Annotated in this window: 15 protein-coding genes; 8 read left to right on the plus strand and 7 right to left on the minus strand. The window is 29.9% G+C overall.

Features of this window, described 5'->3' with window-relative positions:
- Positions 1-81 precede the first annotated feature (81 nt).
- The 6 genes from BTO06_RS10640 to BTO06_RS10665 all read left to right on the plus strand — a co-directional run bounded on the left by BTO06_RS10640 (position 82) and on the right by BTO06_RS10665 (position 7,626).
- Positions 82-3,537, plus strand: a complete 3,456-nt coding sequence (locus BTO06_RS10640; protein ID WP_157811812.1) for a VIT domain-containing protein — start codon at positions 82-84, stop codon at positions 3,535-3,537.
- 101 nt (positions 3,538-3,638) lie between these two features.
- Positions 3,639-4,214, plus strand: coding sequence for a non-canonical purine NTP diphosphatase (locus BTO06_RS10645; RefSeq protein WP_100925289.1), 576 nt, complete (start codon positions 3,639-3,641; stop codon positions 4,212-4,214).
- A 27-nt stretch (positions 4,215-4,241) separates the two neighbouring features.
- On the plus strand, positions 4,242-5,273 hold the full coding sequence (locus BTO06_RS10650) for a FecCD family ABC transporter permease (protein WP_100925290.1): 1,032 nt from the start codon (positions 4,242-4,244) through the stop codon (positions 5,271-5,273).
- A gap of 136 nt (positions 5,274-5,409) precedes the next feature.
- Entirely contained in the window at positions 5,410-6,084 is a 675-nt protein-coding gene (locus BTO06_RS10655) for an ABC transporter ATP-binding protein (protein ID WP_443081491.1), read from the plus strand.
- 69 nt (positions 6,085-6,153) lie between these two features.
- Complete coding sequence (locus BTO06_RS10660; RefSeq protein WP_100925292.1) at positions 6,154-7,188, plus strand: M28 family metallopeptidase; 1,035 nt, start codon at positions 6,154-6,156, stop codon at positions 7,186-7,188.
- A gap of 72 nt (positions 7,189-7,260) precedes the next feature.
- Entirely contained in the window at positions 7,261-7,626 is a 366-nt protein-coding gene (locus BTO06_RS10665) for a DUF1304 domain-containing protein (RefSeq protein WP_100925293.1), read from the plus strand.
- Positions 7,627-8,123: 497 nt separating this feature from the next.
- Here BTO06_RS10665 and holA read toward each other — a convergent pair whose 3' ends face one another.
- A complete protein-coding gene (holA, locus tag BTO06_RS10670) occupies positions 8,124-9,125 on the minus strand; it encodes a DNA polymerase III subunit delta (protein ID WP_100925294.1) in 1,002 nt (333 codons plus the stop codon).
- Positions 9,126-9,168: 43 nt separating this feature from the next.
- On the opposite strand from holA, the gene BTO06_RS10675 reads away from it, so the two are divergent.
- Both BTO06_RS10675 and BTO06_RS10680 read left to right on the plus strand, forming a co-directional pair.
- Entirely contained in the window at positions 9,169-9,615 is a 447-nt protein-coding gene (locus tag BTO06_RS10675; RefSeq protein WP_100925295.1) for a type I restriction enzyme HsdR N-terminal domain-containing protein, read from the plus strand.
- Positions 9,616-9,662: 47 nt separating this feature from the next.
- Positions 9,663-10,661 (plus strand): glycosyltransferase family 2 protein, encoded by a 999-nt coding sequence (locus BTO06_RS10680; RefSeq protein WP_100925296.1) that lies wholly within the window; start codon positions 9,663-9,665, stop codon positions 10,659-10,661.
- 32 nt (positions 10,662-10,693) lie between these two features.
- Here the strand turns inward: BTO06_RS10680 and BTO06_RS10685 are convergent, their stop codons facing one another.
- The 6 genes from BTO06_RS10685 to BTO06_RS10710 form a co-directional block, all read right to left on the minus strand.
- On the minus strand, positions 10,694-11,152 hold the full coding sequence (locus tag BTO06_RS10685; protein WP_100925297.1) for a GyrI-like domain-containing protein: 459 nt from the start codon (positions 11,150-11,152) through the stop codon (positions 10,694-10,696).
- 40 nt (positions 11,153-11,192) lie between these two features.
- Positions 11,193-11,915: a helix-turn-helix transcriptional regulator gene (locus BTO06_RS10690; RefSeq protein WP_100925298.1), complete on the minus strand. Its 723-nt coding sequence runs from the start codon at positions 11,913-11,915 to the stop codon at positions 11,193-11,195.
- Positions 11,905-12,606, minus strand: coding sequence for a ceramidase domain-containing protein (locus tag BTO06_RS10695; protein ID WP_100925299.1), 702 nt, complete (start codon positions 12,604-12,606; stop codon positions 11,905-11,907). Before BTO06_RS10695 ends, BTO06_RS10690 begins: the two co-directional genes overlap by 11 nt.
- Positions 12,596-13,216, minus strand: a complete 621-nt coding sequence (locus BTO06_RS10700; RefSeq protein WP_100925300.1) for an L-threonylcarbamoyladenylate synthase — start codon at positions 13,214-13,216, stop codon at positions 12,596-12,598. Before BTO06_RS10700 ends, BTO06_RS10695 begins: the two co-directional genes overlap by 11 nt.
- Positions 13,217-13,291: 75 nt before the next feature.
- The gene (locus tag BTO06_RS10705; RefSeq protein WP_100925301.1) at positions 13,292-13,993 is read right to left on the minus strand and encodes a response regulator transcription factor; all 702 of its coding nucleotides are present in this window, start codon (positions 13,991-13,993) and stop codon (positions 13,292-13,294) included.
- An 18-nt stretch (positions 13,994-14,011) separates the two neighbouring features.
- Positions 14,012-15,583, minus strand: a complete 1,572-nt coding sequence (locus BTO06_RS10710) for a sensor histidine kinase (protein ID WP_335755672.1) — start codon at positions 15,581-15,583, stop codon at positions 14,012-14,014.
- Positions 15,584-15,653: the final 70 nt, after the last annotated feature.

Below are 15,653 nucleotides of genomic sequence, written 5' to 3' on the forward strand. Positions count from 1 at the left end.
CAAAAAGAGTAACTCACTCATTAGTCGTTTTATATTTTGTAATAAATCTTGAGTTTTACATCAAACTTAAAAACATTTGTTATGAATAAAACACTACTCCTAATTCTTTTGTCTTTGACTTTTAGTGCATTTTCTCAAAATGTTCCTAAAATCACTATTGAAGATGATAAAGATTTAAAACTATCTGATTTAAAAATAAACGTAAATATCACTGGTAATTCTGCTATTACTACATACGATATGACTTTTTATAATAGTCATAATCGAACATTAGAAGGTGAGTTAGCATTTCCACTTGGACAAGGACAATCGGTTTATAAACTTGCCATGGACTTAAATGGTTCACTTCGAGAAGCTGTAATTGTTGAAAAAGAATTAGCTCGTGTTGCTTATGAAACAACTGTAAGACAAAATATTGATCCTGTACTTTTAGAAAAAACAGCAGGAAATAATTATAAAGCAAGAGTTTACCCAATTTTTCCAAAAAGTCATAAAAGAGTTGTTTTAACCTACGAAGAAAAACTCTCTTATTCAGATAATAATTTAATTTATGAATTGCCTTTAGGTATTACAAATAGAATAAATAACTTTTCACTTGATTTCTTAATAACAGATAGTAATTTCACTCCTAATATTACATGTAAATCCATTTCAAAATTTAATATTAATGTAATTGACGGCACCACAAATATTTCAACAAATCAACGAAATTTCAAACCTAAAAACCCTGTGAAATTAAGTTTATCTGGAAAAAACAACACTAACAACACATTTTCTTATAGCGATTACTTCTACAGCAATCTTGCTTTAAAAAGTGAAATTAGGACAAAAAAGAAACCAAAAAGAATTAGTGTTATTTGGGATGTATCGTACTCAATGCAACATAAAAACATAGCTACTGAACTCCTTCTTTTAAAAAATTACATAAAGTACTTAAATGAAGTAGAAGTAGAACTAATCACTTTTAATAGTTCAGTTGAAAAAAAAGAGCTATTTAAAATTCAAGATGGAAATTCTGAAAAGCTAGAAAATGTAATATCGTCACTTACATATGACGGGGGAACAAATATAAAAGCACTGGAAGAAGTGAAATTAACAGCTAAAGAAGTACTATTATTTTCAGACGGATTGGCAAATTTAGGTTCTATTAATAAACTGAAGCAAAAAACAATTTATACGATTAATTCTTTAACATCTGCCAATCATTTCTCATTGAACAATATGGCTACTAAAAATGGAGGTATTTATATTAATCTTAGAAAAACTCCAGACTCAAAAGCTTTGGATTTGTTGAAACAAGAAAGATTACAATTTTTAGGATATAAGGCTAATGATCAAATTAATGAAGTATATCCTAAAGGACCAGTTAACATTTCTAATGACTTTATAATTACTGGAAGATTCAATACAGCTACTAAAATTGATTTGCTATTCGGATTTCAAGGAAAAGTTACCAAAACTGTTCAAGTAGATTTAAAAAACACAAAAATATCTAAGCAAACAAAACGATTATGGGCAAAGGAAAAATTGAATCATCTTAACATTCAGAAAGAAAATAATAAAGAACAAATCATTGCTTTAGCAAAACAATATCATTTAATTACAGACTACACTTCTATGTTAATCTTAGATAGAATTGAGGATTATGTACGTTATAAAATTGACCCTCCAAAGGAATTAAGGTCTGAATACAAAGAACTTTTAGCTGAACGATTACGAAATGAAAAAGCTGAAAACCAAAATATCTTAGATAGAAAAGAAGAAATTTTTGAAGAATATGAAGATATTATCGAATGGTATAATACTCGTTTTACTTACAAAAAGAAAAATCATAAAAATACAGGTGAGGAAGTAACTAATAGAATTCTAGATAGACAAATAAATACTGAAAGAAGAAATACAAGAACCTCTACAGATAATAACACAACAAATTCTCAAAACACGAATTCGAATACACAAACCACCATAAGTGAAAACACGACTAACTCAAATATTGATTATTCTCAAAGAGTTATTTCAGGTACAATAAGTGATGAAAATGGGCCACTGCCTGGTGTTAGCGTTTTAGTAAAAGGAACTACACAAGGAACAGAAACTGACTTTGATGGCAGATATACGATCAATGCAAAATCTGGTGATGTTCTTATTTACTCTTTTGTGGGATTAAAAACTCAGGAAAAAACAGTTGGTGCATCTAATAATATCAATACGCAACTGGAAGGTGATAACCTACTTGAAGAAGTTGTAGTTGTTGGATACGGTACAACTACTCGAAGAAGTGTAACAAGTGCATCAGTGGCTCAAAACCTAATTGGTGAAGTTGAGGGTGTTACTCTCCAGAATACTGATTCTAATAAAAGTCCAATTACAATAAAAGGTATAAGTAGTATTTCTAACAGTCAACCCTTATACATTTTAGATGGCGAAGTAGTTAATCATAATCCAACCCAAAAATTAAATAGTTCTGAAATTCACAATATTCAAGTTCTAAAATCAGCAGATGCAACAAAATTATACGGCAGTAGAGGAAATAATGGTATTGTAATAATTACTTCAAAAAAAGGAATTGATACAAATCAAAAGGAAATTGAACAACTAGAAAAGCTAATTAAAGAAAAAATAGAACTCAAAGCTTGGGATTCAAATTCTCCATATTTAGATATTTTAAACAAGGAAAAAACAATTACAAAAGCGTATGAAAAATATCTAAAAATAAGAGATACGTATTCTAATAGCCCGATGTTTTTCGTTGATATTGCTGACTTTTTCGATCGTCAAGGATCAAAAAAATTAGCTATTAGAGTTTTAACAAACTTAATTGAAATTGATTTAGACAACTACGAGTTAATTAAAGTACTCGCTTATAAATTGGAATATTTTAAGCAATATGATTTAGCTAAAAAAATGTATGAAAAAGTTTTAGAATTAAGACCGGAAGAACCACAGTCATATAGAGATATAGCGCTGGCTTACAAAATGGCCGGAGAATACCAAAAGAGTTTTGATTTACTATATAAAATTTATAACGGAGAGCTACTAATTAAAGATATTGGTGAACGCTTTAATGGTATAGAATCTATTGCTTTTGTAGAATTAACAAGATTGGTAAACAAACATGGAAATAAATTAAAATTGGAAGAACATCAAAAGAAATTTTTCAATCCGTTACCGCTTGATGTTAGAATTGTAGTTGACTGGAATCATAATGATACTGATATTGATTTATGGGTATTAGATCCGAACAATGAAAAAGCTTATTACAAAAATCAAGAGACCAAAATTGGTGGAAGAATGTCAAATGATATGACACAAGGTTATGGTCCAGAAGAATTCATTCTGAAGAAAGCTATCAAGGGGAATTATAAAATCATGATCGATTACTTTGCAGATAATATTCAAAAAATCTCGGGCCCAACAATTTTAAGAATTAACATGTTCACTAATTATGGAAAGAAAAATGAAGAAAAGAAAACTGCTATTGTAAAGTTAGATAAAGAGGAAGATGTAATTGATGTTGGTAATTTAGTATTTAAGTAACTTTTATAAAGTTCTTAATATTTGACGTGAGAAAAGATGTACTTCGGTACATCTTTTTGTTTTATCAAACAATACACTACATTTGTTGCTTTACTATTATTATGAAACTCGTATTTGCTACAAACAACCTAAATAAATTGAAAGAAGTACAAGAAATGCTTCCTAAATCAATAGAGTTATTGTCCTTAAAAGATATTGGTTGTTTTGAAGATATTGAAGAAACTGCTACCTCATTAGAAGGAAACGCTAAAATAAAAGCAAATCATATAACTAAAAATTATCAATACAATTGTTTTGCTGACGATACTGGTTTAGAAGTTAAAGCACTAAATGGAGAACCCGGAGTGTACTCGGCACGTTATGCAGGTGAACCAGCAAATGCTGAAAACAACATGCAAAAACTACTTGATAATTTAAAGGAAACTAGCAACAGAGAAGCACAATTTAGAACCTCTATTTGCCTCAATCTAGATGATAAACAATTTTTATTTGATGGAATTTGTAAAGGCCAAATTTTAACTAAAAGAAGAGGCGAAAAAGGATTTGGTTACGACCCTATTTTTCAACCAGAAGGTTATGAAAATTCTTTTGCTCAAATGAGTTCTGTGGAAAAAAATAAAATCAGCCATAGAGGCTTGGCAATCGAAAAGTTAATCGATTTTTTAAAAAACTACTAATCGAACTATACCATTAAACTGGTAAAAATGGAAAAGCAAAACAGCTATACTAGACATTTTATATTTCTAGGAATCACTTTGATTTCAATGGGATTATTTAATATTAGTATTGGTTCTGTTGATATTCCTATACCAGAAATATTTAAAACTTTATTTGGTCAAACACCTTCAAAATCTAGTTGGGAAACTATTATTATAAACTACAGATTACCAAAAACAATTACAGCAATTTTAGTTGGATCGGGACTTTCAGTTAGTGGTTTGTTAATGCAAACACTATTTAGAAATCCATTAGCAGGACCTTTTGTTTTGGGAATTTCTTCTGGAGCAAGTTTAGGTGTTGCAATTTTTCTTCTCGGTACAGGTTTACTAGGTGGTATTTTTAGTTTCTCTGCTTTTTTAAATTGGGGTTTGCCTTTTGCATCAAGTGTAGGAGCATTTCTTGTTTTATTAGCAGTTATAATTGCTGCTAACAAAGTAAGAAATACAATGTCTATCTTAATTATAGGATTAATGTTTGGATCTTTAGCTTCTGCTTTAATCAGTATTCTTTCTTATTTCAGTGAGGCAGAACAAATAAAACAATTTGTATTCTGGGGATTTGGAAGTTTAGGAAACTTGACATGGAATGAAATTCTAATATTCTTCGGTGTATTTGTAATTTCTGCTGTTGGTATATTCTTTTCTATAAAACCATTAAATAGTTTTTTACTTGGTGAAAACTATGCAAAAAGCCTAGGAATTAACACTAAAAAAAGCAGAAATATTATTCTAATTGTCACCAGTTTATTAACTGGAGTTATCACTGCTTTCTGCGGCCCAATAGCTTTTATTGGTTTAGCCGTTCCCCACATAACAAAATTGATTTTTAAAACTTCCAATCATAAAATATTAATTCCTTCAGTTTCATTACTAGGTGGAATCATTTTATTAATTTGCGATAGTATTGCGCAACTACCACATAGTGAATTTACCTTACCAATAAACGCAATAACGTCTTTATTTGGTGCACCGGTTGTAATCTGGTTATTAGTTAGAAAAAAGAAGATATACGTTTAAAAATTTAGCAAACATTCATAAGGATTCATCACATATCATTTTAAAAACTGAAAAATTATCTATCGGATATTCTTCTAAAAAATCTAAAAAAGTTCTTTTAGATTCAATTGATTTAAATATTACAAAAGGGGAATTCATTGCTTTACTTGGTAAAAATGGTTCAGGAAAATCGACACTACTAAGAACCTTAAGTAAAGTCCAAGATAAACTTTCTGGTAATATTGAGATTAATCAAAAAAATCTTGAAGCCTATTCTCAACACGAACTGGCTAAAATGATGAGCGTTGTCTTAACTGAACGTTTGCCCGAAAGCCAATTAACTGTTTTTGAAATTGTAGCTCTAGGAAGGCAACCATATACAAACTGGCTAGATAAACTTTCTAAAGAAGATATTAGAAAAGTTCTTAATGCATTGGAATTAACAAACGTTGCTCATTTAAAAAATAGACCTTTTTATAAATTAAGTGATGGTCAATTGCAACGTGTTTTAATCGCTCGAGCATTAGCACAAGACACAGAAGTGATAATTCTTGATGAACCAACTGCTCATTTAGATATTCATCATACCTATAAAATATTTTCTTTATTAAAAGAACTCGTAAAATCAACAAAGAAAACTATTATCATCTCAACTCATGAGGTAAATTTAGCATTAAAACTCGCTAATTCTTTTGTTCTTATTACAAATGAAAAAGTACACAGTGGTAATTCACAAGAACTTATGGATAAAAATGCGTTTTCTTCATTATTTCCAAAAGAACTTATTTCTTTCAATAAAGATTTACAACAATTTATCATTGATAAAAACTAGCTATGGAAACTTTTATTTAGCAGTTTATTAGGATAACATTAATTATCTTCGCACTTTAAGCCCTATTTTATGAAAAAAATAATCTACACGTCACTGATGTTCACAGTAATTGGTTGTGCTTTTGGTCAAAAAGCAACTAAAAAGAACAAGAAAAAAGCTACAAACGATCCAGCTTATTATGCGGAAACGATCACTGCTAAAGATTTAGGAAATCATCTTTTCGTTTATGCTTCAGATGAATTTGAAGGACGAAATACAGGGGAACCTGGACAAAAAAAAGCAGTAAAATATTTAAAAGATTTTTACGTAAATGAAGGAATTGCATCTCCTATGGGAGGAGATAATTACTTTCAAAAAGTTCCTGCTTCTTTCTTTAAGAAAAGAAGAATGGGAATGAAATTAAAAGATTCTGAAAATGTATTGGCATTTATAAAAGGAACAGAAAAACCAGACGAAATTGTCGTAATTTCTGCACATTTAGACCATATTGGTTTTATGGATGAAGAAGTTTGTAATGGTGCGGACGATGATGGATCAGGTACTGTTGCTGTATTAGAAATTGCTCAGGCTTTTAAGAAAGCAGCCGATAATGGACACGGACCAAAACGTTCGATATTATTTTTACACGTAACAGGTGAAGAAAAAGGATTATTAGGATCTAAATATTACACTGAGAATCCAATTTTTCCTTTAGAAAACACTGTTACTGATTTAAATATTGATATGATTGGTAGAATTGATGATCGTCATAAAGGAAAACCAAATTATGTATATTTAATTGGATCAGATAAATTAAGTTCTGAATTACATGAGTTATCTGAAAATGTAAATAAAAAATACATGAACATCGATTTAGATTACAAATACAATGATGAAAATGATCCGAATCGTTTTTATTATAGATCTGATCATTACAACTTTGCTAAACATAATATTCCTGTTATTTTCTATTTCAACGGAACACACGCAGATTATCACCGCCCAACTGATACTCCTGACAGAATTAATTATAATTTATTAGAGAACAGAACTCGCTTGGTATTCCATACAGCTTGGGAAGTTGCGAACAGAAAAAACCGCTTGGTTGTTGATAAAACTCCATAATCTGACATAAACTCATATTGAAAACTCGCTTTATTGCGAGTTTTTTTATTTTTAGCCTAAACTAATGAACTCATGGAGATACTAATTACCGTTCTTATCACTATAATCGCAATTTTTCACTTATACATTTTATGGTTTGAAATGTTTGCTTGGGAAACACGAGGACGTAAAGTTTTTAAACATTTCCCTGCTGAATTATTTCCGAAAACTAAGATACTAGCAGCAAACCAAGGCTTATATAATGGATTTCTTGCAGCTGGTTTAATTTGGACTTTCTTTATTGAAAATATTGAATGGAAAACAAATGTGAGTGTTTTCTTTTTAAGTTGTGTCGCTATCGCTGGAATTTATGGAGCAATCTCTGCCAGTAAAAAAATCTTTTTCATTCAAGGTTTACCGGCTATAATTGCCTTACTATTAGTTTTAATCAGTAAATGATTTGTTTTTTATTGATTGTTCGCAATCTTTTTCATTAAATGAGACCTTTCTTTAGTCTTCAATTATATTTCTCAACGACTGCAAACAGATTGTACCCATTTTAGCTTTGATTTACTCAAACCATTTGACCAGTTAGCTCCTGCATCTCTAACATAATTTTATTCATCAGACTTTAAAGGATCTAAATGATTAAAACATTTTTCTAGATTTTTACTAAAATCAGGAATTTTATTAATCTAAACCTAAACTAATTTTATTGACAAATAATCGCATTTACATAGGCTTATAACTTACAAATTATAGGACAAAACCTATTTTTCATTTATAAAAACCTGTCATAAAACTACAGCATCTTGTTGAGAAATACTAACAGTAATACTTTTAGAAACATTCAGTTTAGGCATAACCAAAAGTCTAATTTTTATCACGTTTTAAGAAATTTTTTAATTCATATTTAATACTTTTTAAAAAGAAAATAACAGAAATAAATTCTTTAATTAATGTAAAATCTTAAATATTAATTCCTTTAAAATATCTGCTTGTGATTGATTGGCTCCTACTCCTTTGCTTCTAACATCAGCATCTCTTAAAAAACCAATCACCTGAGAAACTTTTCTCATAGGATAATTACGAGCTGCACTCACGTAATCATCAACAAAATATGGATTTATACCTAACGTACGAGCTACAGAAGCCTTCGATTTATCTTTCAAACCATGATACATTAATAATTGTGTAAAGAAACTATTCAACAAAGAAATTGTCATTACTAAAGGATTATTTTTAGGATTTTGACTGAAGTAATTAATAATTCTATTTGCCTTTACCACATCTTTATTTCCAACAGCTTTTCTTAACTCAAAGTTGTTGAAGTCTTTTGAAATTCCAATATTCTCTTCAATATGATTTGGTGAAATGATCGTTCCTTCTTTCAAAACAGAAGTTAACTTATCCAGTTCATTACTGATTTTACTTAAATCAGTACCTAAAAACTCAACTAGCATTTGACTTGCCTTCGGTTCTATGGAATATTTTTTTCCTCTTAAAACTTTGGTAATCCAATCACCAACTTGATTTTCGTATAGCTTTTTACTCTCGAAAATCAATCCGTTCTTCGCTATTGCTTTATATACCTTTTTACGTTTATCTAGCTTTTTATACTTATAATTAAAAACTAAAATCGTTGAAGGTTGAGGGTTTGTTGCATATACTTCTAATTTATCAATAGTACGAGTTAAATCCTGTGCTTCTTTTACAATTATAACTTGATGTTCAGCCATCATTGGAAATCGTTTTGCTGAAGAAACAATCTCATCAACAGAAACATCTCTACTATACATGACAATTTGATTAAATCCTTTTTCAGATTCATCTAGTACGGTTTCTTGAATAAAATCTGAGATCTTATCTATATAATAAGGCTCTTCGCCCATTAAGAAATAAATTGGTTTTAATTTACCTTGTTTTATATCGTCAACAATTAGCTTAACGTCGTTCATTAATTTTTAAGAAGCGTATTTAAAAGATTGTTACTTTTGACTGATGGAAAAACTGAATTTACCCTCATATCCTTTAAAAATCAAAAATAGCGAAAAACACTATCTAATTTTTGATGAAATTCGAAAAAAGTATATTGTTTTAACTCCAGAAGAATGGGTACGTCAACATTACATTCATTTTTTACTGAAAGAAAAAAAATATCCGATATCGTTAATTGCAGTCGAAAAACAATTTACCGTAAATAATTTAAAAAAACGAAGTGATATTCTCATATTCTCTTCTTCAGGAACACCAGATATTATAGTAGAATGTAAGGCACCAAAAGTTAAAATAACACAGGATACTTTTGATCAAATTGCTCGTTATAATTTAAAATTAAACGCGAATTATTTGGTAGTGACAAATGGCTTAGAACACTACTATTGTAAACTAGATGCGCAAAATGAAACATACATTTTTCTTCCAGAACTTCCAGAGTATAAATTTTAATACTTCTTTACATTTTAAAATCAGATTAATAGTGTAAGTTTGCCAACTTGAAAACAGCAGTAGTCATATTAAATTGGAATGGTAAGCAATTACTAGAGCAGTTTCTACCTTCGATTGTTAAACATAATGAAGGAGATACAGACGTTTATGTCGCTGACAACGCTTCCACCGATGATTCAATTGCTTTTGTAAAAGCGAATTTCCCTTCGGTAAAAATTGTTATAAACAAAGATAATGGCGGATATGCTAAAGGATATAACGATGCTTTACAATATATTGATGCAGATATTTATTGTCTAATCAATTCAGACATTGAAGTTACTCAAAATTGGCTTTCACCTGTAATTGATGTTTTTACACAAGAAGAAAACACAGCTATTATTCAACCTAAACTTTTAGATTATAAAAACAAAGAAAAGTTTGAATACGCCGGAGCTGGTGGAGGGTTTGTAGATTACTTTGGCTATCCATATTGCAGAGGAAGAGTTTTCAATTATTTAGAAGAAGATCATCATCAATTCAACGATGTTGCAGAAATTTTTTGGGCTTCAGGAGCTTGCTTTTTTATAAGAAGTAGCGTGTTTCACAAACTTGGAGGTTTTGACGAACATTATTTCGCACATCAAGAAGAAATTGATTTATGTTGGAGAGCACAAAATGAAGGTTTTAACGTTAAATATGTAGGAACTTCAACAGTTTATCACGTTGGTGGTGCTACTTTGCAAGAATCAAACCCTAATAAAACATTTTTAAACTTTAGAAATAGTCTTTTTACAATTCTAAAAAACGTACCGAGAAAGAATGTATATCAGGTAATTTTTATCCGATTAATTTTAGATGGTATTGCTGGATTAAAATTTGCCTTTGAATTAAGACCCGTTCATACTTGGTCTGTTTTAAAAGCTCACTTAAGTTTTTATAAAAATCTAAGAAAATTCATCAAAAAAAGAAGACAAATTCAACGAAAGTCGAATTACAGTATTCACACTTCAGTTGTTTGGCAACATTTTGTATTAGGTAGAACCAAGTTTAAGGATTTACGATAAAAAACCCAGTAAAAACTGGGTAATTATAATACTTATTTTATTGAAATGTAAATAGGTACTTCTGTAGTTTCTGATGGTGTAACATTTTCTGGATATACTTCAAAATCTATTTTATAATCTCTATTCAAATCTGTATTCCAAATCTCAACCCATTTATTATAAACAATATTGTCATTCAATTTTCCCTCCGCTTTAAACTCTTCATATAACTTTTCAGGAATTTCTATAGCAACCATATTTTCTGGAACTTCATCTAAAGAATATGATTTGCATCCAATGATCATGTCATAGGCCTCAGTATAATCACTTTCGTAATTTGTATAAATTACATAGACATCATTTGTTTCTTTATTAGGAATTTTTTCTTGGACATTTTCTGACATAAATTGTTCCCAAAGCGCAGGAATATCAATGGTTGACTGCATATTTTCATTAGTGGTTCTTACTTTGATTCCAATAACGTTAAAAGAGTTTATTCGTGTTGTTTTCATTATAATTTCTTTTTTAATTTAACACAAATTTATAAGAGCTCTATGCCATAGGTTTGTCAGGGGTAGTTTTTACATTTAAAATATATCTTTCGAAATAATCTTGTAAGGTCATTTCATGCGGAGAAAACTGTTCAAATAGTAATACAATTTGCTCTATATGATCTAATCGAAATACACGGAACTCTTTTCTTAATCTACACAAAGCAACCAATAACCAATTTTCATTAGTACTATATAAGGCAAATGGTTCTATTATTCTTTTAGTAAAATTTCCTTCAATGGAATTGTAATGTATCTCAGTTAACTGATAATTTGTAATAGCAGATTGAATTTTAGCTAAATTAGAGCTTGTAATCTCATTTTTGGGATTATATCTAAATGCGATTCTATCAGATAATAAATCTGCTTTCTCTTTTTGAGATGACTTAAAAACAGATTTCAGTTTCGTAATTGCATTTTGATAATTATCTACTAAGGATTTATCTTTATTCTTTTTAATAAGATGTTCCGCCGTAATTAAGGCATTTGCCTCCTCTTCAGAAAACATAACAGGAGGTAAATGATAACCTTCCATTAAAGAATATCCTTTTCCTTCTTCTGTAAAAACAGGAATTCCTGATGCCTCTAAAGTTCGAATATCTCTGTAAATTGTTCTTACACTAACTTTATATTTGGTTGCTAATTCTGTAGCTGTTACTATTTTTTTTGATTGTAAATACGTAAGAATTGCGGTTAATCTTGATATTCTAGGTTTACTGTTCATTAATAATAAGCTCTCTATCTTTGTAGATATAATTAAGCAAAAAGAATACCGCAACTCCGCCGAAAGTATGCCACAACCAATGCGTTCCCATTGGTAAAACAGGATCTAAACTTCCTTTTACAACCAAATTATCTAAGGTCCTAAAAGTGACAGCCAAAGCAAAAATTAAGAATCCATACAAAATGAATTTGACATTTTTCCAATGTGTTTTGTAGGCATACCAAATAAACGGACCAACTACTGTTAAAGCGGTAATACAATAACCAAAAGAAATTCGATATGTATTTGGGATTGGCAACATTCTAGGTACAATTGAAAGTCCTAAAATTGCAAAAACCAATAAGATTCTTTTCCACCAAACCTTCTCTATCTTACCTATGAAATAAACAATTCCTGCAAAGCAAACTATCATTATTGGTAACCAATCTAAAACCAACCAAAATTCATGACTCCTAGTGCCATGAAACATTGTTCCACCTATCCAACTGATAAAAATTACTGGTATTGCAAATAAGAAAAAAGGATGCTGTTTCGGATTTTTATAAATTTTTCTCCCAAAATAAATGAGCATGATTATAAAAATCAGATTACTAAAAGTATTAAATGGTTCAACTGGAAATCTACCTTCAATAGTTTCTTGGTAAATAGGACCACTATCATTTGGAAATTTTAATAACAATCTAAATAACATCTAAACTACCTTTTCCTTCTCTAATAACCTCTGGTATATCATCTGTTAAATCGATAACTGTTGAGGCTTGATTATCTCCATAACCTCCATCAATCACAATATCTACAAGATGCTGCCATTTTTCAAAAATCAACTCTGGATCAGTTGTATACTCAATTACTTCATCTTCATCGTGAATTGAAGTAGACACGATAGGATTTCCCAACTGTTCAACTATTGTTCTTGCAATATTATTATCAGGAATTCGAATACCTACAGTTTTTCTTTTTTTAAAAGCTTTCGGAAGGTTTGTACTTCCTGGCAATATAAAAGTATATGGTCCAGGCAATGCTCTTCTTAAAATTTTGTATACAGGAGTAGCGATTTGTTTTACATAATCTGAAAGATGACTCAAATCGTTACAAACAAATGAGAAATTTGCTTTTTCAAGCTTAACTCCTTTAATTTTTGCAACCTTCTCAAGTGCTTTTGTGTTTGTAATATCACATCCTAATCCATAAACAGTATCTGTTGGATAAATAACTAACCCTCCTGACTGTAAAACTTTTACAACCTTATCTATTTCTATAAGGTTAGGATTCTCATCATAAATCTTAATAAACCTTGCCATTTCCTGTTTTATACATTTTAAAAATAAAAAACTTCCAACAAAAATGTTGGAAGTTTTAGTAATATTTTCTGGAAGTTATGCTTCGTTCTCTATAAGTCTGAAGCCTTCTCCGTGAATGTTTAAAATTTCAACTTGTTCGTCTAACTTTAAATACTTTCTTAGCTTGGCGATATAAACGTCCATACTTCTTGACGTAAAATAATTATCGTCTCTCCAAATTTTAGTTAATGCTAATTCTCTTGGCATTAAATCATTTTTGTGAATTGCTAACATTCTTAACAACTTACTTTCTTTAGGAGATAGCTTTTGGGGATCATCTCCATTAAATGAAAGGTGTCTTAATTTAGAGTTAAATGCAAATTTTCCAATTGTAAATTCAAACTGATCATCATCTTTTGATTTTTCAGTTTCTTTACGCTGAAGAATTGCTTTGATTTTATGCAATAACACTTCAGAATCAAAAGGTTTGTTTAAGTAGTCGTCTGCTCCTACTTGGTAACCTTTTAAAACATCTTCTTTTAATGTTTTTGCAGTTAAAAATATAATTGGTACTTCTTTGTTGGTCGACCTAATGTCTTCCGCTAAAGAAAAACCATCTTTTCGAGGCATCATTACATCTAAAATACAAAGATCATACTCTGAATTTTTAAACATAATTAATCCTTCAATACCATCTTTTGCGTGTGTAACGTTGTAATCGTTTAACGCTAGATAGTCTTTTAAGACTGTTCCAAAGTTTGGATCGTCTTCAACTAATAGAATTTTTCTAGTTCCCATTTTATGTACCCTTCAAATTTATATTAATGGTAATTTTACTGTAAACGTACTTCCTTTCCCTTTTTCGCTTTCCACGTAAACGGTTCCGTGGTGGTTGTCTACAATTTCCTTCACGTATGCAAGACCAAGTCCATGACCTTTAACATTGTGAATGTTTCCTTTATGCTCACGATAAAACTTATCGAAAACATATTTTTGAGCATTTTTACTCATTCCTATCCCTTCATCTTTCACTTTAAAAATGAAGAATTTGTTTGTATTCTCTGTATACACATTTATTTTAGGAGCTTCATCAGAATACTTAATAGCGTTTTCTAATATATTAACAATTACGTTTGTTAAATGAAATTTATTTCCTAAAACTTCGGATGATATAGCATTAAACTCGACATCAATTGTACCTTGTTTATCCGAAACCAACAAACTAACATGATCAATAGCCTCCTCTATTATCTCGTTAGCTTCTACAGCTTCCTTACTGATATCAATCTGATTTTTTTCTAATTTTGATATCCTCAGAACATTTTCAACCTGACCATGCATACGTTTGTTCTCATCTCTAATCATCTGAACATATCGTTTAACCTTTTCCTCATCGCCAATGATTTTCGGATTCTTGATCGCGTCAAGTGCTAAATTTATCGTTGCAATTGGAGTTTTAAATTCATGCGTCATATTATTGATAAAATCAGTTTTAATTTCAGATATTTTCTTCTGACGAATTAACTGATACAACGATGTTGAAAACGCAGCAATAATTATTCCAATAAACAATAATGACAACAATAAGGCTTTAATCATTCCTGATAAAAGACTCTGTTTCTCGTCAGGAAATGAAACGTATAGTTTATATTTACTATTTCCATTATCATCTTCAAATAAGGGATAAAAATAATTATCTTCCTCATTAATTTTGAAATATCCCGACTTAATAGGTGTTGCAAGACCTCCTTCATATACTCCAAATTTGAACTTTTGTCGAATATTCTTCTTAGCTAATTCATCTTTTAAAGTATTATTTAACTCTCTACTACTAATTCTCTTATGAATTGGTGTAAATTTCTTACTCTGACCGAAAAAATATTCAAATTGTTTCTTCTCAAAACTAGGATATGTCATATATCTTGAAAATCTATTTTCATCAGTGTAAGTTTCATAGTTACTATCCTGAGAACCAAAAGTTTTGGTATACAGAAAATCCTCTTTTCCTGTAAAGCGTTTGAAAATAACTGTGTCACTTTCAACAAAATCAACAGGTATTTTAAAATTTTCCTCAAGAATTGTAGCACCGAAAGTAAATTTTTGCTTACTCACCGTATCAATTTGCTGAAAAAGATAATTTTTTAATTCAGCATTTGTTCTGGCTTTATTATTTTCAAAGAACGACCTATGTTTTTCTCTAAATTGTTCGTACTCTCTTTCCTTTATTCTTTCAGAAGTTTTGGCTAGAGCAATAGTCACATTCGTTTCAAATTCCAATTGTTTACTCTTTACAGCATCATTAACCCAATACAGCTGAACAGCAATTATTCCGATCAACGAAATACTCATTAAAACTACAATCAGAATAAAAATTCTCCTTCCCATCATTCAAATGTACTTTATTAAGCTAAGGCGTAAAATTCTTTTAACTTAGATTAACAAAGATAATATGTTTTTA

Source organism: Tenacibaculum sp. SZ-18, from assembly GCF_002813915.1.
Lineage (GTDB): Bacteria > Bacteroidota > Bacteroidia > Flavobacteriales > Flavobacteriaceae > Polaribacter.